Source organism: Pseudomonas sp. CK-NBRI-02 (assembly GCF_008124495.1).
Lineage (GTDB): Bacteria > Pseudomonadota > Gammaproteobacteria > Pseudomonadales > Pseudomonadaceae > Aquipseudomonas > Aquipseudomonas guariconensis.
Window position 1 is genome coordinate 39,376 of sequence record NZ_VSJH01000022.1, and the last position, 20,180, is coordinate 59,555.

Consider the following 20,180-nt stretch of genomic DNA (forward strand, 5'->3'; position numbering starts at 1 on the left):
CTAAAGTGGCCGTTCTCGCCTGACAACTCAACCCCAAAGAAAGTGCAGAACTGACCCGCTAAATCATTTATGAACGGGCTTTGATCTCTGCCGCTTTCAGTGGAACAAGCAGATCCCGTGTTTTCAGCTCCGCGACCGGACGATCACCGAGGGTGGGTAACAGGTGTGATTCAATCCGTCGCCATACGGTGGCAGCATGACCAAGTGTCCAATTACGGGCGCAGGCCGCGTGCCATTCCTGAGCAAGCAAACGGAATGTATTCGCCCGGGCGTTAGCCGCTTCCTGTTTGTCCAAGCGCGCCTGCTCGATGGGGTCTTTCCCAGCAGCAAGGAGCTCAAGCGCCTTAGCGCGTCGCCCCCTGGCCGCTTTCAAGCCGAGCGCCGGATAGTTTCCAAACGTAGCTAAACCATCACGGCCATCAAGTTTGGTGTACTTCATACGCCAGGTCTTGACCCCTGACGGCTTCACCAGCAGGTAGAGGCCTTTGCCATCGAACAGCTTGTAATCCTTCTCCCAAGGCTTGGCCGCATCACATTTGGGGTCGGTGAGAGGCACCACAGTGCGCGCCATAGGGATACGTTTCCTTGTCGAACCGAGATATCCCTAGCCATATCCCTAAATCGCGTAGATGCCCAGAGACAAAACGAGACAGACAGAAACAACAAAGCCCGCACAAGGCGGGCTTTGGGGGTGTTTCGTAGACAGTCATAGACTTCTGGAAACTGATTTTCTGGTGCCGGAGACAGGAATCGAATCGCGCTCCAATATATTGATTAAATTGAAAAAACACCAAAAAGATAAAATCTCTACCCTTAAAATTATCCTAATGCCGCTCAGCATTCATTAGCTATTAATTCAACCAATGGGACCGACTACCGGCATTTGCAAGAGGCTTGAGACCACTCAATGCAAATTTTAAACAACTGCAGCTTAACCGCAATATTTACAGTTAGCATTTCGCTGAACAATAAAAGATCCAAAATCAAAATTTTTAAGACTAAATTCCAGACGCTTGTTTGTTACACCCATGAATTCTAATGGAGCACCAAATATTACCTTTATCGCTTCCGTCGCTGTAATCGATGCAGAGAGGCTGCAGAGAGGACCCAAGCTTCCGATTTTCCTATAATTTCTATTCAGTTTTTTCACACCAAACAACTCCATCGCATTGATCGGAGCAAGAACCCTGTCAAAACAATGAAAACAAGCCGTAGCGCCTGGAATGACAACCTGCCCCACTAACGTTAGATGCAAATTATAGCCTCCACCGATAATGTGCGATATTCTATTTTTCAAACAATAATCAGAAACAATCTTAGACGTCTGGTCAACGCTCGGATAATCCGCACAGTTTATAACCAAGCCTGGCAGGTTCTGGAGCTGCTCCAGATCCTCAACTGACTGCATTCTTTTCGTGCAAATAGTCAACTCAACGCCGTAGCAGCGCTTTATATTTTCATAAGCAGCGACTACCTTTGGAACCCCGATATTTTCCTCAAAAAAAAGATCCTGCCTATGGAGATTTGACTCCTCAACGACATCATCATCCATGACAGTAATATTTTGTACGCCTGCCTTGACCAAGCAATGCAAAACCCAAGTACCTACTGCGCCGAGCCCCACAATCAAAACAGCTTTATCCGCTCCTTTCTGGAGCGACTTGTTGACTTCTGACGTAGAGTGAAAAAAGCCTTCGAGTGTATTTATTAGCCTAGGAAACGAACATAGAATAGACTGTTCGTACTCCTCATCAACCTCAATCAACACATACTTAGATTTAAGAAACAGCACAAGACTACATAGTTCATCTAGCAACACCTCAGAAAATAGGTCACCAATTGATCTGACTGTCATTACACCATCAAATTTATGAAGCAATTCAATGATACCTGAGTACTCCAGCTCAATTGAAAATCCAACTCGAAGGTTACTGTCAAAAAACTCAACTGTTCCAGCACGATGAACAAGTGCAATGCAGCTTCTAAGCCTAAAAACTTTATTTTCCACAGACATTGCAATTATCCCTAGCTGAAATCTGCACCCACTCAATTTCACCTTTCCCAGTCATAAACTCTCCTCGCTCGGATAGTCTAGACCGATATGCATCACCACCAGCAAGGTAACTCAGAAGTTGCATACAAGCGTACGATGCTGCGAATAGGGCCATACTGCCAAGCCCACCACTACCTCCAATTACATGAGTGTCAGTGGTGCTAGACTCATGAACTTTATAAGACGGCTTCCAATCAGCTAATGCTACAGTAAAAAAGCTACTTGAGCAGTCAACACAATTCGACTCACCGGGAATATAAAAGTCCCCTGTACTCATCAGATGAGCGTCAAAACCACCAGCAACATAGAGCGGAATATTCTTCGCCCACAAATAGCGCCCTAGCTTTACTGAAGTGTGACCAATATACGGCTCATCTGCAGTATTGACGACCAATGAGGTGCCATCCACAAGCTCGGAAAGTTCAGTAGCTGGCAGTAACTTCTCTTGCACACACACCACATTAACTTCCGAGTTGATTTTCCGAAGATAACGTTCTAATACGTGTACTTTTGGCTGCCCCACATCATGCGTTGAATAATATAGATGCCTCTCATAAGATTGCAACTGAAGCTGCTTATGATCAACAATCGTAAATTTTGACACGCCGGCTCTCGCAAGGCTTATAGCAATTGCCGAGCCAACTGCACCAACACCAAAAATGACACAGTGAGCATCTACTATCCGCTTATGGGCAACTTCTGCTGGCAACCCAAAAATCCAGTCTGATAGGAAGTTTAGTTGCCGCGAATATCGAGAATTTTGGTCTATATTTGATGGCGACTCAAGGACACCATTATCGATCAAATATTTTAATACTGACGCCAACTCATCGAGATCAAACTCAAACCCCAACTTCTCTATGAGCTCAGATACCGCATTAACACCATCAAGCGCCGATAGTAATTCACTGAAAGCGGGATCAATCTGGATAGATAACTTTTGCCTAGTGTTTATATGGTAAAACTGAATACTGCAAATATCGGCATCAGACATGGACACGTAAACATCCACGCTGTCTTTAATTTTTAAGACAGTATCCTGTATGAAAGCTTCCATTCTTAAACCTACCGAATAAGAAAAGGTGCCAAACCATTGGCACCTTTCCAAAATCAATATTGCAATACGCCAGCGTTTGCCTCGAGATATTCATCCCAAGAATCCAGACTACCGTCGTCGGAGCCGATAGCCGGACGAGTGCATACTCTGGTACAGCAATCGCTTCTGCTGCCGGAACAAGTAGTGGTGTACTTCGTTCCAGCTTCAGGGTGTTCATTCACCTCAGAAAATTTTAAGCTAACCTTCTTTTTGACCATTGCTAACTCCGTTTACGTTATGGACACAGAGCGAAAACGATACCATAATGGCATAGTCATGTCACTCACAGATTTTAAACCTGGAGTTACCAATGCAAGGAAGTTCAAAAGAGAGACAATTCGTCGTAACCGGTGCAAAAACAAACAACCTGAAAAATTTAAATGTCGCTATAAAATTAAACACTATTACAGCTATAACAGGCATTAGTGGCGGCGGAAAATCATCATTAGCATATGGTACAATTTTCTCGATCTGCAAACAACAATTTAGCCAGCTTGAGCATGGCTCATACGACCATGCAACATATAATGCAGATACATTTCATGGCGCCCTTCCTGCAGTTGCGCTAACCCAAAATAACTTTAACTCAAACCCAAAGTCTACCATCTACTCGTATCTAGACATACCTAGCTATCTCTACTCAATCGCACCGAGCACTCACACTAACATCGATCAAACCATTCTTCGCTTAAACAAGCCAGGCAATGAGTGTTCTCATTGCGGAGGAAGTCGACATTCGTTTTCACTATGTGAGGACTTATTGGTAGACTACTCCAAGTCTTTAGAAAGGATGCCATTTAAATGCTGGACAGGCGCCAACCTTTCTAAACACGGAGCACTACTTCGAGCCTTTTGCGAGGACGAAGGAATAGATTTAAAGAAAACTATCTCGCAGCTGCCAATTTCACACCGGAAAAAGATATTAACTGGTGAGTCTTCCAATAAATTTAGAATCAGCTTTACGTTTTCGGGCAAGAGAAGAACTAGAGAAGAACGCTATGTTGGGCCAATGAAAATATTGGAGCAGTGCTCTCAGAGCAATAAAATTTCAGAGTACGATCTTTTTATAAAATTCTCGAAGCCCTCTCCTTGTATTCATTGCGATTCCACAGGGATAGATCGTGAGAAATTTATCAAAAGCAAGCTTTACAGTATTTCACTATTCGACCTCATAAGACTTCCAGTTTCAGATCTTGCTGATAAATTAAAAAAAACACGGCATAACTCTTCTCCACCTCTCAACTCATTAATACAGCAACTGGACACATTAATAGAGCTTGACCTTGGATATCTTACACTAGCTCGCCAAATACCAAGCTTATCAGGGGGGGAACTACAAAAGCTCCGGTTTGCCCAAATATGCAACACACAAATATCAGGCATATTATTCGTCCTTGACGAAATATCCTCTCAAGTCTCCAAAAATCATCACCTACTCCTAATCCAAAAAATGAGGGAGATTTGCGATCGCGGAAATACGATCGTGATGATTGAGCACAATGACTTTTTCATAAATGCCGCCGACAATATTATATGTGTAGGCCCCGCCCCGGGTGACGGGGGTGGCTATATAGTTCCGTACACCCCCCCTCCCCCCATCGAACCTAGGAAATACGAAAAAACTACAGAAAGCGACTTGATTCCCCTCCCGAAAGTTAGCAATAACAATGTGAAAGACATTTCAGCGTCAATACCGAAAAACTCATTAACTGCGGTGTGTGGTGTTTCAGGTTCTGGTAAATCTTCATTTGCGCTAGCGATCTCCCAAGCCCTACCACAAGTGAACTATGTATCGCAAAAACAGATGCGCGGAAATATTAGATCTACAATTTCAACCGCGTTAGACTTGAGCAATACAGTTGCAGGTATTTACTCCAAAATTACGGGGATATCAAAAGACTTTTTCCTGCTCCAACCAGGTAAAGCGGGCTGCTGCATTGAGTGCGGTGGCACAGGATTAGTTGAATTCAGTAGAACCTTCGAAAAAACACTGAAAATTTCTTGTCCGACCTGCGATGGAGCATCATTCTCAAACAAAGTTGACGACTTCCGAATAGCGGAGCTAAACATAAAAGATCTCTACAGCCGAGCGCTTCACTCTTTCCCTAAAGAGATTTTAGATCAGAGCAAGAAAATTGCCAGCATTGTAAATATTTCCGAGGCACTAGGAATATCTCACTTAAGTATAGGTAGAAAAATCGGAAGCTTATCTGGCGGAGAGTCTCGTAGAGTAAAACTTCTACAAGCTCTAATCTCGCCCAATAAAGAAAAAATTCTGATTATAGATGAACCTGGGGCCGGGCTTGACAACCTATCTGCTGCAAAGGCCATAGGCCATATACATCAGTATGCTAAGCTTTTTAAGGCGATCTTAGTTATAGATCATAAACCTGAAATCTTAAACCAATGTGAATACCTTTTAGAGTTTGGCCCAGGGGCTGGCCCCGACGGTGGCAAGATAGTATATGCTGGCCCCCCAGCGTTTAATACTTAAGCTCGGTACAAAACCAAAAAACCTAAAAGTCGCCCATCGCACGCGATCATTTTATAGCTCCCCGCCATCAACGAAAATTAAGTCTGCGATGGCAAAGCGTTACAAACTCTTGGACGAGGCCTGCGACGTGGCCTCCGAACTTTTTGGCGGAGGACTGCCTTAACCAAGAAATACAAATACGCAGGTTAGCTTGACAAGAAGCCCCAAAAAAACAAAGAGCCACTTAAATCATGACAGGGATACACGCTTGAAAAACCTAAATCTATATCAACTTGATAACGATGGAAATTTCCCAAGACGCTTTAACGACAACAGTACGTCTACAGACTCCGGCATAAAAGTCTACTTTAGAGATTTAGAAGATAAGCTAATACAGCACATTAAAGAATGTGATGCAGCCTTTGGGGCTATCGCTTGGCTTACAAGCTTTCCTATACTCGACGCACTAGCCAGCCTAAAAAATGTCTCTATTGTCGTACAAAAGGAAGATTTTCTTCGTCCCGACATGGACGCTCGGTACGGATTCAAGAAAGCACTACGCAGAAAGTACAAAGCTTTAAGATGTAATTTAACAAGATATTCATTCAGAAACATTTTAAGCTCTATATCAATCGCGAGCGACCCTTCCCTTAACCCCATTAGATGCGTGGGTAATCATAACTCCGAAAAACATCCTGCTTTTCCAAGGATGCATAACAAATTTATTGTCTTTGCCAAGGTCGACGAAAGCTCAACGAATGACTTTGAAACCATCACGCCTTATGCCGTCTGGACGGGATCATTTAACTTTACAAAGAGTGCTACTCTATCACTAGAAAATGCCCTATTTATCACCGACACTAAAATCGTCAACGCCTACTTCGAAGAATATGGTCAAATTGCTGCTATGTCCGAGGAGCTTGACTGGACATCTGAGTGGGTAGCTCCGGAGTGGCGCATCGGGACATAGCAGATCTGCACAGAGCCACGACCATTGCCACTTTTGCTTTCTTACATATATTTTTAATCAATAGTGCAAGACGATCTACTGGGCTTTACCCTAGACAGAGCAAAAGACAGAGCTATAAACCCTTGTCTTCTTCAAATAAAAAAGCCATGAAAATCAAAAAAAAAGCACAATCTTCTGAGTTAACCGGCGGCGCAGGATTTGCTTATGAGGGGTACGTTTCAGCGTATTTTCTAGCAGCATTGCTGACTGGAGAGTTACGCCCCCCACTTAACATGAGAATTAAGACTGTCGCGTTGCAGCAGTCCGCTTATGGCGCCCCCCTTGATGACATAATCATTACATTTGACGATGCTTACGAAGCAAAACTGCACTTACAAGTTAAGCGATCCCTGAGAATATCTGCTGCCAAAAGCAATAAAGATTTTCGTGAAATCGTAAAAAACTCGTGGCTAACTTACAAGGACCCTAAGAACCCAAACAAACATGATCACTACGGGGCGGCAACTGATACCATAGCTCTGGCTAGCTTACGCAACTTCAGAAACATCTGCCTAGCGGCTAAACACAGCAACGATGAAATTGCTTTCTTCTCAAGAAATAACGAGTCAGGCACATCCAGTGTTGAATTTGAAAAAACCATTAATGAAATAAAAACAATCCTCAGAAGTGAGAAGATAGCCTTTACAGACCCCGAACTACACGAATTCTTTAAAAACTTTATTATACTCAACTTCGATGTCACAACACCCGAATCCATCTCAAACTCAGATACAATCAATAGATTAAGCCAAGTTTTGACTGCCCCTGCCCGAGCAAATGATCTTTGGGAGCGCTTGAAAGGTATATCGAGAGATGGGGCTGCCGTTTCCGCAACTTATGATAGCGAATCACTTAAGCGACTACTCTACCCTTTATTTAAATTCGGCGATAATAAAAATAGCTCTACTGATTCTTCGCCAGCCATAAACTCAGCAGGTGATGTGATTTTTGATGCTGCTAAACCAGTAAACTGCAGTGTAGCAATATCAAATCAGGCCGAGCACTACAAACCCCTAAACCTGACGGCAGTAGTTACAACTGATAAACCCGAGAATCTTGCGACAGAAATTAAAACCTGGAAAGAAAAATTAAAACGCAGTTCGTTATTAAGCAAAGAATCAAAATTACTAGCAGAAGAAATGCCTTTGAAAGAATTAGTGAAGCACTTTCAGCTTGCGCATATACTACTTCAGCACCTCGCAACAGCTGACTTTTCCGCATATATATATTACTACAGAGAGACCGAAGTGGATGATTGGTCCCCAGAAAACATTGAGAACGAAATGGTAATGATTCCACTGTTTCACAGAATAAGCAAAAAACACGAGACCGTCGAAACAGTTTACTCAGAAATATCAAGCATTGGATCCGCTGTGGCATCCGCCGTACTAGAAGTCAAAGACAAATACAATCGTACGGTTACCCCCACTGTATCTACGCCCTACGCTAGAAATCGACGAGAATTGATAGAGCTGTCAGACTTGGTCGCAGAAATTGCTGCAAACTACATTTCCAAAGGTACAACTTACCCAACGGAATATATAGCATATATAAGCACCAGAATTAGATACGGGGAAAACGTTGTCACTGGCGAAAAACACAAACGAGATAGAAACCCGATCGCCTAACTAACTCACCATCGACCATAGTTTCTTTGCGAACTCCGGTTCAACCGAGTGGGCATAAGCGATGAACCCCTCAAGTTGAGTTCTTGTTGGTGCTATCGAATGATTTCCTGAGGAAAATTCGAAATGTCCGTCACCATATTTTTTTACATAATAGGCAATTAGCCTTAATTTCTTCTTCACCTGCTTTGGAAGCCTTGGCATTACACCATCAACAACTGACAACCCCGTTACAAATTGACGCGAGCCACGATACTGAACATAACAACCTTTTGGCTGTAAAATAAATCCTCTCGCATTGACAACTGCTTCTATGTTTTCTTTGTTTGGAGGCGCCTTACCGGAGAACGTTATGTTATCTGCATACCGACTGAATGTAGATTTCGTGGCACGGGCCAGCTCCAGCATATCTAAATCCAGATTTCTGCACACTACATTGGATATAACAGGACTACATCTAGTGCCCTGCAACAAACGCCCATCGATAGTACATGCTCGTGCTATAATACTAGCTATAAATTGCGCACAACCAAGCGACATTATTGACTGACAGACTTGGGCTTCAGTTATAGCGTTAAAGAAATCTTTAATATCAGCATGCACAACGATGTCTTTTCGCATATGCAACTTCGCATTAGAAACTGCTGAGCGACCATTTAAAAACCCTTGTACATGCTCGCCAAACTCCACACTGTTCGTAACAATCATAGATATAGATCGATGCAGTTGCGAAAGCCAATTGCTTTTCGCTTTGTAGACCTGCCTGTATTCTCCTTTACGATTTCTTCCCCGCTTAGCTATTCTTATCACTTCGTAATAATCAACCTGCCTAGGGGCGGTTAAATATTCTTCTATCAGCTCAGCCCTAACTCCCACTGCATAAGACAGCTCTGCTAGATCATGAATATCTAAAAGTTTGGTAGTAGTCATTGTATTGAACTGATGTGAGGAAGGAGGTGGCTGGATGGAATTTGTAAGACTTCAAATAGTCGAGTACGGACTCGTACTCACGGACATAACCGCAGTCGCTCATCCAGCCACCGCGTTGAAAATACCACATGGTGGCTCTGCTTGGTAGTCCATAATCTCTGAAAACCAATCCCTTGAGGCTGCCGTAGAACGACACACAAGGTAGCCGAGTACTGTCTGCAGCCAGCAGATATTATCTCAGACGTCGAATATCCAAGTTTTTCCCAACCGTCGAACCAGCAGTCGCACAGTGAGTGAATAGTAATACCGCGTTGCCTCACTTCGCAGGCCTTGGCGATGATAAAGAAACCAAGCCACGTGTTTTCTCCTCCAAACCCATGGCGTATCTAGCTGCCAGCGCTCTGCGATTTCGGCGTGGATAAGCTTCGCCTGCCACAAATGACGCTGTCGCGTGGCAGTCGACCCGGTCAGCACGCCAGCCAGGAATAGTTCCATATCAAATGCCTTAGTCATGTCCGTCCTCCGATGTAAGCTGCGGCCACATCTATCCGACCGTGCCCCAGTTCGTAACTGATTCGCCTCCGTGCGTTGCGATCAAGGTTCCTATCTACCTGGCAGCACTGACCGCCGTTGATAGGCGGGCGATGCTGGGTGATTTGTTCATAGCGCTCACATGCGTACACCGCTCGTAGCTCATGGAAGCCCTTGAGATTGTTTGCATGCAGGATGATCCGCGCAGGGCGGACGATTTCTTGCAGAAACGTCAGATAGCTTTCGTGTCGCGCAATCAGGTTGCAGCTACCCGCAGGCGATACCTGCCGTGCAAACCCAAGCGCCTCGCGAACATGATCGTCCACTGCAATCCATCGCGGCGCCGAGGCTCCGGAGCGACCGCCTTTGGTGCCATCCTGAATGTTGATCTTGCCTAGATCGTTAGCCTCACGGCTTAGTCGTGGCAGATCAGCCAAGATGGTCTCACGCAGGCGCATGCCGGTGGCTCGCGCCAATAATACGATCGCGGCGGCCCGTCTCTGGTCACGACTGCAAAGCGCATCGACGATCTGCTCAACCTGTTTGCGATCCTGGCCCTGCGGGATGGCGTGACGAACCCCGGTGCGCTGCATACCCAACGCCTTGCTCGGACTGGGCAATGTCACGTACTGATCACCGCGAAGAGCTGCCATAGTCCTGTTAACGCTGGATAGGCGATTTTGTGCGGTGCTGACAGCAAGGTCACCGCGCCTAACCACGTCGCGCAGATACGCCGCATAGTCCGCCAATACCTTCCGATCAATCTGCCGCGCGTCATTGATACCGGGCCCTTGTTCGGAGCGGCACCATTTCACGAATGCCTGCCACCGATCACAGTGCGCCTTGACCGTGCCGTAGTGGCCTCCGCCGAACATGTCTTTCAGCGCTTGTGGCCCTGCGTAGCTCAGTTGCCTGCCGTACCCAAAATTACGGCCATCCCGCCTACCTACCAATGCCATGTCGATCACCTCATCGCCTGTTCTCCGATCCTCGCCCCACGTCATCCCGCCAAGAATGTTGAGTGTTATCAGGGATCAAGGCCCCTGCGACCTGTGGGGGAATGTCCACTACGCGGGACTGGCGGCTCCTTACGTCCGGGAGCAAGGGCATCTCATGATCTGGCCTCCTGAGCACCATTACCGGTGGGCGGGTGGAGGCTGCATTGGCTGACGAGACCAGTGCCGCGAGATCCTGAGCCAGGTGCAAGCAGCAATGCGATGACCGGGGCATGCCTGACTGTCAGTCAGGTGCAGTCCATTCCTTGGTCTGCGGCACCATCATCTACAGCGCTGTTGCTGGTGACATCGGCGTTTGTCACGCCGATTGTCACGAGGGGGAATTCCGCAAAGCCTTGTGCGATCAGGGCTGCAGCAGTGGTAGAAGTGCCCGTCTCTTTCCAGAAGAAAGAGACGGGCACAGGTTGGCGCAATAGTCGGCCAAGCGGATAGGTTGCTGCAGGGCAGCGAGGTACGGTGTGTCTGGCGCACGAGGGCCATATGTGTAAGAGCATCCATCACTGGGAAGTGACCGGGCGAGCTGCCGGACGCGAATCGCCATTTGGGGGGAGAACCACCGCAGGAGCGGCGTGACCTTGAAGGCTCGGGTCACCTGGGGTGCTGTCAACGACAGCCTTTGCACTGTCTTTTCTACGCCCGCAATCCTAGGGGGTCAAGCGATGTGTCCCGCATGGTTTGCGATTGAAAATGGTACTGGGCGTGTGCGGAACACCGAGGCAACCAGTGGCCGATGTGGTGCTTTTGATCTTTTTAGGTAAGGTCCATCCAAACAGGGCGGCTTTGCAGCCCTGTTTGGATGGACCCGCATGAAAAGCGGATCATCTAAATTTCAAAGTCGTGCACTCACTCGGCTGCGCCACGCCATGCTCTTAGGCTAGAAACGTTTGCCCCGGTCTGACTCGCGAACTCATGCGGCGAGATATGCTCCTGCCGGTTCGCTTCGAGGTAACGGCTCCACCAACTCATGATCATTCGCCGTTCCTCCAGGAACTCGGCCTTGTGGATATATGCCGCCCGAACGTTGTTCCGCTCCCTGTGGCTCATTTGCCGCTCAATAGCCGTCTCTGACCAAAGTCCAGATTCGACCAAAGCACTGCACGCCATGGACCGGAAGCCATGCCCGCAGATTTCGGTCTTGGTGTCGTAGCCCATGTTCCGCAAAGCGCTGTTGACCGTGTTTTCGGACATTGGCTTCCACGAGCGAGCGTCACTGGTGAACACCAGGTCGAAGTACCCCGTGATCGCATGAATCTGGTCGAGCAACATCACCGCTTGCGGTGAAAGCGGGACAAGGTGGATGTCGCCCGCCATCTTTGTCCCTCTGGTCGAGTACGGAACGCCGTCTAACGCGGGCCGTGTATCAGGTATCTCCCAAATACCGCGCTTCAGGTCGAACTCACTCCAACGTGCGAAGCGCAATTCACTGGAGCGTACGAACACATGCAGGGACAGCATGACGGTCAGCCGAGTGAGCGTGCGTCCCTTGTAATTCTCGATGCGGTCCATCAACTCTGGCAGACGTGAGAGCGGGAGTGCAGGCCGATGCGTAACCCGTGGTGCGCTGATGAAGCCCTCAAGGTCATATGCCGGGTTCACCGTGATCAGCCGCAGCCGCTTCGCCTCACGCATGATGCTCTGCAGGTAGTTTTGTACCCTTAAGGCCACATCGATCGTGCCGCGCTTCTTGATCGCCTCAAGCGGCTGCATGAGGTCAAAGGTATCCAGATCAACGATGGCGCGCGCGCCTAGCAGCGGGAATACATGAGTCTTCAAACGACTCAGCACGGTCCTGGAATGGCCAGGCGCCCACTTCACGGACATTTCCTTATGCCAGTCCAAGGCAACGCGCTCGAATGTGTGGCCTCTGACAACCGCCTCGGCCTTGGCCTGTTGCTTGGATTCAATCGGATCAATGCCTTCAGCCAGCATCCGCTTAGTCTCCAGACGCTTCTGCCGAGCATCTGCAAGCCCGATGACAGGGTAGTTGCCAAACGAGGTCAGCCCCTCTCGCCCATCCGGTTTCACATACCGGAAGCGCCAGCCTTTGCGGCCATTGGGTAAACAAGGAGGTAAAGACCGTCACCGTCGAAAAGCTTGTAGGGGCGTTCAGTAGGCTTGGCCGAACGGCAGGCGGTGTCAGTCAGGGGAGCAGTAGTACGAGCCATAAGGGTAAACCCCTTTATCGAATCGACTTTATCCCAAACGTTACCCCTAAATCGGCTGGCTGCTGCCGGAATCCGACGGAACGCCATAACGAAAAAACCCGCCAGAAGGCGGGCTTTACGGGGGTTCCAGAGATTTTGCTGGCCTTCGCTGGAACCTGAACTGGTGCCGGAGACAGGAATCGAACCTGCGACCTTCGCGTTACGAGTGCGCTGCTCTACCGACTGAGCTACACCGGCGTGAGCGCAACGCTACCACTGCCGTGGCGGTTACGCAAACGCCTGTTTCGCCTCGCTTATTCCCCCTCCCCCGGCGCCTGGGTCAGGAGGCCTTGCACCCGGTCGGGGCGAGGTCTGCTTCGACGTTGGTGGTGCACGTCCAGCCGGTGGCGGAGCGGGTGAGCGTGAGGGTTTTGCCGAGCACGTTGGCGGGGGCCTCGGCGAGGGTGCAGGTGATGCTGGCCGTGCCATCGGCGGCGGTGCCGCGGGCGGTGATGGCGCAGTGGGCGGTGCTGGGCTGGCCACCGAGGGCGGTGACGTCGGTGACGTCCTTGCCTTCGTTCAGGCGCAGTTCCATTGCGGTCTTGAGTGCGGAGATTTCCGCAAGGCCGGCGCCGGCTTTGGCGCGGGCTTGCTGGTTGGTGTACATGGGTATGGCGATGGTCGCCACGATGCCGATGATCGCCACGACAATCATCAGCTCGATCAGGGTGATGCCCCGTTGCCCTTTCATGAACGCTTTTCCTTGTTGATACGGCTATGCCTGGGTTGCAGTCTCGGCACCTAGGCAGACAGGCGCGCAGTAGAGCCGAACCGACACCTTTTGTCACCCCTGCCCGTCAGGTGGCCGGGCTCGCTGGACTACTCTAGTGAGCAATAGGGAAACCCGCCCGGTCAGGGACGCGACAAGCTGTTACGGGGCTTGTCGGGGCGGCAATTAAGGACGTTTGCATGAGCCATTCGACACGCATGTACGCCTGGGAAGGCACCACCATAAACGGCAACAAGATCAATGGCCGCACCGAGGGGCGCAGCCAGGCGTTCGTGCGGGCCGAGTTACAGCGCCAGGGCATCCGCGCTGCCCGCGTGCGGCCGGCGAGCCGGGTGCAGTGGCGCTGGCGCGCTGGGCGCGACAAGGCGGATGCGGCGGGCTTCAGCCGGCAACTGGCGACCTTGCTCAGGGCCGGGGTGCCGCTGTTGCAGGCATTCGAGGTGATGGGGCGCAGCGGTGGGGATGAACACCTGGGGCGGCTGCTGACGCAATTGCAACAGGATGTGGGCGCAGGGCTGGGCCTGGCCGATGCGCTGCAGCGTCACCCGAGGTGGTTCGACCGGTTGTATTGCAACCTGGTGCGGGTGGGTGAGCAGTCCGGCACGCTGGATCGGCAGCTCGAGCAACTCGCCAACCTGCTGGAGCGGCGCCGGGCGCTGCAGCGGCGGGTGCGCAAGGCGATGCTGTATCCGCTGCTGCTGTTGCTGACGGGCTTGGGGGTATCGGCGTTGTTGTTGCTGGAGGTCGTGCCGCGGTTTCAGGGGTTGTTCGCCAGTTTCGATTCGGCGCTGCCCCCGTTCACGCAGTGGGTGATCGACTTATCCACAGCGCTGGGTCGGCATGCGCCGTGGTTGCTGGGCGCGCTTGTAATGTTGGGTGTGTCGTTGCGCCAGCTGTATCAACGCCATGCCCCTGCCCGCCTGTGGATATCTCGCCAGGTGTTGCGCTTGCCTGTGCTCGGCACGTTGCTGGCCGAAGCGGCGTTGGCGCGATTTTCCCGCAGCCTGGGCACGGCCTATGGGGCTGGGGTGCCGCTGCTCGATGCGCTGGGCACGGTGGCGGCGGTGAGCGGTGGGCCGGTGCATGAACAGGCGATTGGGCGGCTGCGCCAGGCCATGGGCAACGGCCAGGGGCTGCATCAGGCGATGGAGGCGGATGGGTTGTTTCCGCCGATGCTGGTGCAGTTGGCGGCGATCGGTGAGTCCAGTGGCACGCTGGACCAGATGCTGAACAAGGCCGCGGCCCATTATGAGGAACAGGTCAACCAGGCACTCGACCAGTTGACCGGCCTGTTGGAGCCGACCATCGTGCTGGTCCTTGGGGTGGTGGTGGGTGGCCTGGTGGTCGCCATGTATCTGCCGATCTTCCAGCTGGGTAATTTGGTCTGACATGAATCTTTGGATTGTTTTCGCCAATCAGCCGGTGCTGTTTCTGACCTTCGCCGGGCTGCTGGGGCTGTTGCTCGGCAGCTTCATCAATGTGCTGGCGTATCGCTTGCCGATCATGCTCGAGCGTCAGTGGCAGCGCGAGGCGCAGGAGGTGCTGGGCCTGCCGGTGGTGACGCATGAGCGCTTCGACCTGTGCCTGCCGGCCTCGCGCTGCTCCCATTGCGGCCATCGCATTCGCGCCTGGGAGAACATCCCGGTACTGAGCTATCTGTGGCTGCGCGGTCGCTGCTCGGCGTGCAAGGTTGCCATCGATGCACGTTATCCGTTGGTGGAGCTGGGCTGTGCAGTGCTTTCGATAGTGGTGGCCTGGCATTTCGGGCCGTCGCTGCAAGCGTTGTTCGCCCTGTTGTTGACCTGGTGCCTGCTGAGCCTGAGCTTGATCGATGCAGACCACCAACTGCTGCCCGACGTACTGGTGATGCCCACGCTCTGGCTGGGGCTGTTGTGCAATGCCTTTGGCCTGTTCACGCCTTTGCCCGATGCGCTCTGGGGTGCGGCCATCGGCTATCTGAGCCTTTGGGGGGTGTATTGGCTATTCAAGCTGCTCACTGGCAAGGAAGGGCTGGGCTATGGCGACTTCAAGTTGCTGGCCTTGATCGGCGCCTGGGGCGGTTGGCAGGTATTGCCGTTGACGCTGGTAATGTCATCGGTGGTGGGGGCGGTGATTGGGCTGTGCCTGTTGCGCTTGCGCCGAGCATCGATGGGGTCGGCCATGCCGTTTGGGCCGTATCTGGCCATTGCGGGCTGGATCGCAGTGCTCTGGGGTGATGAAATGTACGTCTCCTACCTGCAACTGTTTGGACACTGATGACCACTGCGGCATTTACCCCCTGGATTCTCGGGCTCACCGGCGGCATCGGCAGCGGCAAAAGCGCTGCGGCCGAGCGATTCGTCGAGCTGGGTGTACATCTGGTCGATGCCGACCAGGCAGCGCGTTGGGTCGTCGAGCCTGGCCGGCCGGCGCTGGCGAGTATCGTCGAGCGCTTCGGCGCGGGCGTATTGCAGGAGGACGGCCAGCTCGACCGCGCAGCCCTGCGCAAGCTGATCTTCGCAGACCCCGCTCAGCGCCAATGGCTAGAGGCGTTGCTGCATCCGCTGATCGGCCAGGAAATCTTCAGCTACCTGGCCAAGGCGGAGTCGCCTTATGCGATCTATGTATCGCCGCTGCTGGTGGAGTCCGGCCAGATCGCGAAGACCCAGCGTGTGCTGGTGATCGATGCGCCACAGGAGTTGCAGATCCAACGCACCCTGGCCCGCGACAACACCAGCCCGGAACAGGTGCAGGCGATTCTCAAGGCCCAGGCCGCCCGCGAGGAGCGGTTGCGCCATGCCGATGACGTGGTGGTCAACGACCGAGACCTGGGCTGGTTGCATGAGCAGATCGATCGTCTGCATCACTTTTACCTGACTTTACGAGGAGGCCAGCCATGAGCCAGCCATTGACCGTTGACTGCCCGACTTGCGGGGCCCCTGTGGAATGGAGCGAGAAAAGCCCGTTTCGGCCGTTTTGTTCTGATCGTTGCAAGCTGATCGACCTGGGCGCGTGGGCGGCTGAGGAGCATAAGATTCCGGCTTCGGAAGAGTCGGAGGATGAGTTGTATTCCGGGGATCTGGAGCCGAGGCATTGATCGGTGGCGTTTTGGGGCGCATTGCGCCCCTTTGCAGCACTGCTTCGCCTGCCCTGCTTGACAGAGATAGAGACTCTTTTTTATCTGCAAGCGAAAATTTGTCAGCTTGGCGTCAGATAACTACCGAGAATCAACGCTGCTAAGGAAAAATGGAGAAAATACAACAGCAAAAGCAATCTTCTTTTTATATGCAGCGGAAAGTTTTTTACATCCTCAGCGTTCACAAATCCTTTACGTACTCCAATCTTGGAATAAGACAGCGCCAAAGAAATTGAGATGAGCCGAATCATTCGCCCCGGCAGCCCTGCATTCGAATAATACTCTCGAGTCTCTACCACATATTTGCTTCTCGACATCAAGGATTCTAGATAGTCTAGATAGCGCCACGACACATATGCCAATACGCAAAGAGAAACCCACAGCGAACCCAATATCAATAACCCTATCGTTAGCCCGAAACTGATAGTCAAAGCCCTCCCCCCTCATATAACTTGAGACCTTGTGCCTCGCCCAACTCGCTCCCGCGCATCCCTCCTATTGTTCCTCCTACCGCTCCCCCCAGAACTGAACAAATCAATGCGCCTGTGCCCAATGAAGAAATCCCGAGTGCGGCACATATGTACGAAGCGCCACCGGCGCCGAGAATGCCTCCCCCCCAGCCTCCACCGACACCACCGACCAGCGCTCCGCCTTCTACATATTTGGCTTTACGGCATTCCTCCTCACGTCCCAAGGTGCAGGCTTTATTAATAGACAATGCCGTGGAACCCACCTCGATTGTCATGGCTAGGTAGGTCCCCCTCTTGAGCAGATTCGACGCCCGCACCACACCCGCGACCTTTTCGGCATACCCCGGTATTTCACCGGTGTGCAAAAAGCTCTTCGTGGAGATACCCAAGCGGCTTTTTATCGATCCGTCTCCCCGCAGCCCCGAGCCAAAGGAGGCGAAAAAGCGCAGTTGCTGCCTCAACCTCGCAAATAAATCCGCGCGCTTTACATAAAACCTATCACGCCGGTTGCCACGTCCATCCCTCAGAAAGTCCTGATAAAGCTTTTCTATTTCCTGAAGTGTTTTCTTGATGCTCTCCAGATGCCTGCTCCAGGCATCACTGGCCATGCCCACCCCCATTGAAGCGTGGGCCAGCAAGCCTTTAATGAAGTCAAAGTTCTGGATAAGGAAGTCATCTGGACCATTGCGGGCCAGATCGGCGTGGATGTTTGCAGCCTCGGCCATCAGAAAGGCCTCATGGCTGGTGCAGTTTGGTGTAGAAGGATCACCGAGAATAACCAGCTCACCTTTTATCACCACACCGCCGGCAAGATGCGCATTTAAGATATCGAATTTCGCGAGTTGATTTCGTGAAAGCATCAGCTCTGATTTAAGCGATTCGTAATTTTTGGTTTCAAGATTGATAAACGACCGGGCTTCAGACACTCATGTACCTCATACGTATTTCCCTTAATGATTCAGCACCAACAGCTGATCGAGAGTAGGGACGTATGAAGCACGCGGCAACGGCGCAAGCGCAGTAAAAGGTCAAACAAGGAAACGTACTACAAGCGCTGTTGGAACTATCAAACAAGAACTGACTATCGGCGATAACTATTCAACGCCTCTCGTCATCATTCCAAGGCGCCTGTAAATATCGGGTGCGATTGAACGTCTCCAACCACTCCGGACAAAACACCACTAAAGCACTGATCACCGTCCCATTGATAAAAGCCTCGGGGAAGATGATCAACCACAGGTAGCCAATGAAGTCCGACAGCCATTCCGGCATGGCGAAACGTCCATCCAGCCAGAGCAGGCCAAGCCCAGCCAGGACGCACAGCAAGGCCGACAACGCCGCGGCGAAAAATCCAGAGAAGATATAGACGAACAGGTTACGCGGCTGGGCGCGCTCGACCAGGATCGCGCAGACCTCCGTGACCAGCACCGGCAGGCCGATGATCAACAGGCCGTTGACGCCCAGGGCGGCCAGGTCCTGTCGGCCCAGCGCCAGCAACCCGAGTTGGGCGAGGAAACCGCCGAGAACCGCGAGCGGCCAGTCCAGCAACAGGGTCACCGCAGTCATACCGATGAAGTGGTAGGAGACGCCTGTGTCGAAATCCCGCCGGACCAACCACAGCACGAACAAGCCGAAGACCGTGCCAAACAGCAAATGCTGGCGACGACTGTCACTGAACAACTCGACCCAACGCGTGCGGCTCAGTGCCCATACCAACAGGGGCACATAGCCGAGCCAACCCAGGGTCAGGCTGGCGGTGGACAGGACCTGCGCACTGATCACCGGTTCGCTCCTTCGGACGGTCGCGGATACGCCGAGTCTACACCCGATTGCCGAGGCTATCGTTCTGCCACCGGTTTCCTGCGCACAAACAGCATCTTACCGTCATGGATTAGCGACTAAGCTTGTTCCCATGGATGACTCAGACTACCTGCGCCTGCTCACCATCCAGGCCGAACAAGCCAATGCCTTTCTCTCCAACGCCCGTAAATGGGAACGAGAGCGTTGGGTGTGCCAGCGCCTGTTGCAAGGCTTGAACATCGCTTATCGCAGCGAGGACTTCACACCGGCGGGCCAGGAGCCGCCTGACGTGCTGTTTCGTGATGCCGCCTTCGAGGTGTTCTTCGTGCTCGATGAAGGGCGCCGGCTCAATGACGAATGGCGCGAGGAGCTGCAACGCCGGCGCAGTGCGTTTTCCCTGAGCCAGCTGGTGCGTCGCGAGGCGCGGCCAAGGCGGATCAGCGCCCAGGAGCTGCTCGGGCGCCTGGCCCCGACGCTGCGCAAGAAGGCGCACAACTATCGGGAACGCGGGCTGGATCTGAGCGAGCTGGATATCATCGCCTTCGCCAGCCTCAAGCGCGAAGTGCTGGACCTCAACAGCCACTTCCCGCCGCCTACCGAGTACCTGCGCCAGGGGTGGCGCTCGCTGTCGCTGGTGGGGCCGACGTTCGCCCGGGTGCTGTTCGCCCACCCCGACGCACCGGATTTTCTGCGCGGGAACCTGGGGCGCAGCATTGTCTTCGATGTCGGTATCAGTCTTTGATCCACTGCCGAGAGTCTTTGCGATGGCGTACACTCGGCGCCAGTGATAGAAAGCATTATCATTCGATATCAAGTGCTTGCGAGAACCCTGTGGTGTTTTCGCAGTCACAAGCGTCTATCTGACGAGGCCCACCATGACCAGCCGCTTGAATCCAGAAGATCAGCGTCGTGTCGATGAATACCTGCAGGCACCTCAGCATCGAGTCGAGCGCAAGCCATTCCGGCCTTTGCTGCTCCTCGTGGTAGTGGTGGCTGTGACCATCGGCCTGGGCCTGCTTAGCCGCCTGTTGAGTGGACTGGTGCTATGAGCTGCCTTGCGCTCGCCCTCCCCTCGCCCCTGTCGCGGCCGGCCCTTGGGGCCAAGAATTCCTTAAACCTTATGAGATA

The 20,180-nt window shown here is 51.9% G+C and carries 18 protein-coding genes, 1 tRNA gene and 1 pseudogene; 9 read left to right on the top strand and 11 right to left on the bottom strand.

All coding sequences use genetic code 11. From position 1 onward, the window contains the following. Window positions 1-67: 67 nt before the first annotated feature. The 3 genes from DQ397_RS15870 to DQ397_RS15880 all read right to left on the bottom strand — a co-directional run bounded on the left by DQ397_RS15870 (window position 68) and on the right by DQ397_RS15880 (window position 3,110). Window positions 68-571, bottom strand: a complete 504-nt coding sequence (locus DQ397_RS15870) for an integrase arm-type DNA-binding domain-containing protein (RefSeq protein WP_306106460.1) — start codon at window positions 569-571, stop codon at window positions 68-70. 360 nt (window positions 572-931) lie between these two features. Beyond that, the gene (locus DQ397_RS15875; RefSeq protein WP_080642082.1) at window positions 932-2,014 is read right to left on the bottom strand and encodes a ThiF family adenylyltransferase; all 1,083 of its coding nucleotides are present in this window, start codon (window positions 2,012-2,014) and stop codon (window positions 932-934) included. After that, the gene (locus tag DQ397_RS15880) at window positions 1,998-3,110 is read right to left on the bottom strand and encodes a ThiF family adenylyltransferase (RefSeq protein ID WP_080642083.1); all 1,113 of its coding nucleotides are present in this window, start codon (window positions 3,108-3,110) and stop codon (window positions 1,998-2,000) included. The genes DQ397_RS15875 and DQ397_RS15880 overlap by 17 nt, the downstream gene beginning before the upstream one ends. 349 nt (window positions 3,111-3,459) lie before the next feature. Here DQ397_RS15880 and DQ397_RS15890 point away from each other — a divergent pair, with 349 nt between their 5' ends. From DQ397_RS15890 to DQ397_RS15900, 3 genes are all read left to right on the top strand, one after another. Further along, entirely contained in the window at window positions 3,460-5,643 is a 2,184-nt protein-coding gene (locus DQ397_RS15890; RefSeq protein ID WP_148921579.1) for an ATP-binding cassette domain-containing protein, read from the top strand. A 247-nt stretch (window positions 5,644-5,890) separates the two neighbouring features. After that, window positions 5,891-6,592, top strand: a complete 702-nt coding sequence (locus tag DQ397_RS15895; RefSeq protein ID WP_052352443.1) for a phospholipase D-like domain-containing protein — start codon at window positions 5,891-5,893, stop codon at window positions 6,590-6,592. Window positions 6,593-6,738: 146 nt separating this feature from the next. Then, window positions 6,739-8,259: a hypothetical protein gene (locus DQ397_RS15900; protein WP_148921580.1), complete on the top strand. Its 1,521-nt coding sequence runs from the start codon at window positions 6,739-6,741 to the stop codon at window positions 8,257-8,259. On the opposite strand, the gene DQ397_RS15905 is transcribed toward DQ397_RS15900, so the two are convergent. The 6 genes and pseudogenes from DQ397_RS15905 to DQ397_RS15935 all read right to left on the bottom strand — a co-directional run bounded on the left by DQ397_RS15905 (window position 8,260) and on the right by DQ397_RS15935 (window position 13,628). Beyond that, on the bottom strand, window positions 8,260-9,186 hold the full coding sequence (locus tag DQ397_RS15905; RefSeq protein ID WP_148921581.1) for a reverse transcriptase family protein: 927 nt from the start codon (window positions 9,184-9,186) through the stop codon (window positions 8,260-8,262). It lies immediately after the preceding gene. 237 nt (window positions 9,187-9,423) lie between these two features. Then, a complete protein-coding gene (locus tag DQ397_RS24770; RefSeq protein WP_043209628.1) occupies window positions 9,424-9,699 on the bottom strand; it encodes a hypothetical protein in 276 nt (91 codons plus the stop codon). Further along, window positions 9,696-10,676 (bottom strand): integrase domain-containing protein, encoded by a 981-nt coding sequence (locus tag DQ397_RS15915; RefSeq protein ID WP_043209701.1) that lies wholly within the window; start codon window positions 10,674-10,676, stop codon window positions 9,696-9,698. Before DQ397_RS15915 ends, DQ397_RS24770 begins: the two co-directional genes overlap by 4 nt. Window positions 10,677-11,576: 900 nt before the next feature. Beyond that, window positions 11,577-12,898: pseudogene (locus DQ397_RS15925) on the bottom strand (tyrosine-type recombinase/integrase). A 161-nt stretch (window positions 12,899-13,059) separates the two neighbouring features. Continuing rightward, window positions 13,060-13,135, bottom strand: a tRNA-Thr gene (locus DQ397_RS15930). A gap of 82 nt (window positions 13,136-13,217) precedes the next feature. Beyond that, entirely contained in the window at window positions 13,218-13,628 is a 411-nt protein-coding gene (locus DQ397_RS15935) for a pilin (RefSeq protein WP_043209632.1), read from the bottom strand. A gap of 218 nt (window positions 13,629-13,846) precedes the next feature. Between DQ397_RS15935 and DQ397_RS15940 the strand changes: the two genes are divergently transcribed. The 4 genes from DQ397_RS15940 to yacG are packed head-to-tail and all read left to right on the top strand — an operon-like array spanning window position 13,847 to window position 16,743. Beyond that, the gene (locus DQ397_RS15940) at window positions 13,847-15,055 is read left to right on the top strand and encodes a type II secretion system F family protein (protein WP_043209633.1); all 1,209 of its coding nucleotides are present in this window, start codon (window positions 13,847-13,849) and stop codon (window positions 15,053-15,055) included. A gap of 1 nt (window position 15,056) precedes the next feature. Beyond that, window positions 15,057-15,923, top strand: a complete 867-nt coding sequence (locus tag DQ397_RS15945) for an A24 family peptidase (protein ID WP_043209636.1) — start codon at window positions 15,057-15,059, stop codon at window positions 15,921-15,923. Next, window positions 15,923-16,546 carry a dephospho-CoA kinase gene (coaE, locus tag DQ397_RS15950; protein ID WP_043209638.1) on the top strand — a complete coding sequence of 208 codons (624 nt, stop codon included), beginning with the start codon at window positions 15,923-15,925 and terminating at the stop codon, window positions 16,544-16,546. Before DQ397_RS15945 ends, coaE begins: the two co-directional genes overlap by 1 nt. After that, window positions 16,543-16,743: a DNA gyrase inhibitor YacG gene (gene yacG, locus DQ397_RS15955; protein ID WP_043209639.1), complete on the top strand. Its 201-nt coding sequence runs from the start codon at window positions 16,543-16,545 to the stop codon at window positions 16,741-16,743. The genes coaE and yacG overlap by 4 nt, the downstream gene beginning before the upstream one ends. 466 nt (window positions 16,744-17,209) lie before the next feature. Here yacG and DQ397_RS15960 read toward each other — a convergent pair whose 3' ends face one another. Together DQ397_RS15960 and DQ397_RS15965 are read right to left on the bottom strand one after the other, a co-directional pair. After that, the gene (locus DQ397_RS15960) at window positions 17,210-18,178 is read right to left on the bottom strand and encodes a hypothetical protein (protein WP_043209641.1); all 969 of its coding nucleotides are present in this window, start codon (window positions 18,176-18,178) and stop codon (window positions 17,210-17,212) included. Between the two features lie 172 nt (window positions 18,179-18,350). Next, window positions 18,351-19,034, bottom strand: a complete 684-nt coding sequence (locus DQ397_RS15965; protein ID WP_043209642.1) for an energy-coupling factor ABC transporter permease — start codon at window positions 19,032-19,034, stop codon at window positions 18,351-18,353. Window positions 19,035-19,164: 130 nt separating this feature from the next. Between DQ397_RS15965 and DQ397_RS15970 the strand changes: the two genes are divergently transcribed. Both DQ397_RS15970 and DQ397_RS15975 read left to right on the top strand, forming a co-directional pair. Beyond that, window positions 19,165-19,794 carry a DUF1780 domain-containing protein gene (locus DQ397_RS15970; protein ID WP_043209644.1) on the top strand — a complete coding sequence of 210 codons (630 nt, stop codon included), beginning with the start codon at window positions 19,165-19,167 and terminating at the stop codon, window positions 19,792-19,794. A gap of 133 nt (window positions 19,795-19,927) precedes the next feature. After that, entirely contained in the window at window positions 19,928-20,101 is a 174-nt protein-coding gene (locus DQ397_RS15975; protein ID WP_043209647.1) for a DUF3094 family protein, read from the top strand. Window positions 20,102-20,180: the final 79 nt, after the last annotated feature.

Bases quoted from the DNA above. Each gene is read 5' to 3' on its own strand.
- DQ397_RS15870 (WP_306106460.1), bottom strand. From the start codon at position 571: ATGGCGCGCACTGTGGTGCCTCTCACCGACCCCAAATGTGATGCGGCC.
- DQ397_RS15875 (WP_080642082.1), bottom strand. From the start codon at position 2,014: ATGTCTGTGGAAAATAAAGTTTTTAGGCTTAGAAGCTGCATTGCACTT.
- DQ397_RS15880 (WP_080642083.1), bottom strand. From the start codon at position 3,110: ATGGAAGCTTTCATACAGGATACTGTCTTAAAAATTAAAGACAGCGTG.
- DQ397_RS15890 (WP_148921579.1), top strand. From the start codon at position 3,460: ATGCAAGGAAGTTCAAAAGAGAGACAATTCGTCGTAACCGGTGCAAAA.
- DQ397_RS15900 (WP_148921580.1), top strand. From the start codon at position 6,739: ATGAAAATCAAAAAAAAAGCACAATCTTCTGAGTTAACCGGCGGCGCA.
- DQ397_RS15905 (WP_148921581.1), bottom strand. From the start codon at position 9,186: ATGACTACTACCAAACTTTTAGATATTCATGATCTAGCAGAGCTGTCT.
- DQ397_RS24770 (WP_043209628.1), bottom strand. From the start codon at position 9,699: ATGACTAAGGCATTTGATATGGAACTATTCCTGGCTGGCGTGCTGACC.
- DQ397_RS15915 (WP_043209701.1), bottom strand. From the start codon at position 10,676: ATGGCATTGGTAGGTAGGCGGGATGGCCGTAATTTTGGGTACGGCAGG.
- DQ397_RS15935 (WP_043209632.1), bottom strand. From the start codon at position 13,628: ATGAAAGGGCAACGGGGCATCACCCTGATCGAGCTGATGATTGTCGTG.
- DQ397_RS15940 (WP_043209633.1), top strand. From the start codon at position 13,847: ATGAGCCATTCGACACGCATGTACGCCTGGGAAGGCACCACCATAAAC.
- DQ397_RS15945 (WP_043209636.1), top strand. From the start codon at position 15,057: ATGAATCTTTGGATTGTTTTCGCCAATCAGCCGGTGCTGTTTCTGACC.
- coaE (WP_043209638.1), top strand. From the start codon at position 15,923: ATGACCACTGCGGCATTTACCCCCTGGATTCTCGGGCTCACCGGCGGC.
- yacG (WP_043209639.1), top strand. From the start codon at position 16,543: ATGAGCCAGCCATTGACCGTTGACTGCCCGACTTGCGGGGCCCCTGTG.
- DQ397_RS15970 (WP_043209644.1), top strand. From the start codon at position 19,165: ATGGATGACTCAGACTACCTGCGCCTGCTCACCATCCAGGCCGAACAA.
- DQ397_RS15975 (WP_043209647.1), top strand. From the start codon at position 19,928: ATGACCAGCCGCTTGAATCCAGAAGATCAGCGTCGTGTCGATGAATAC.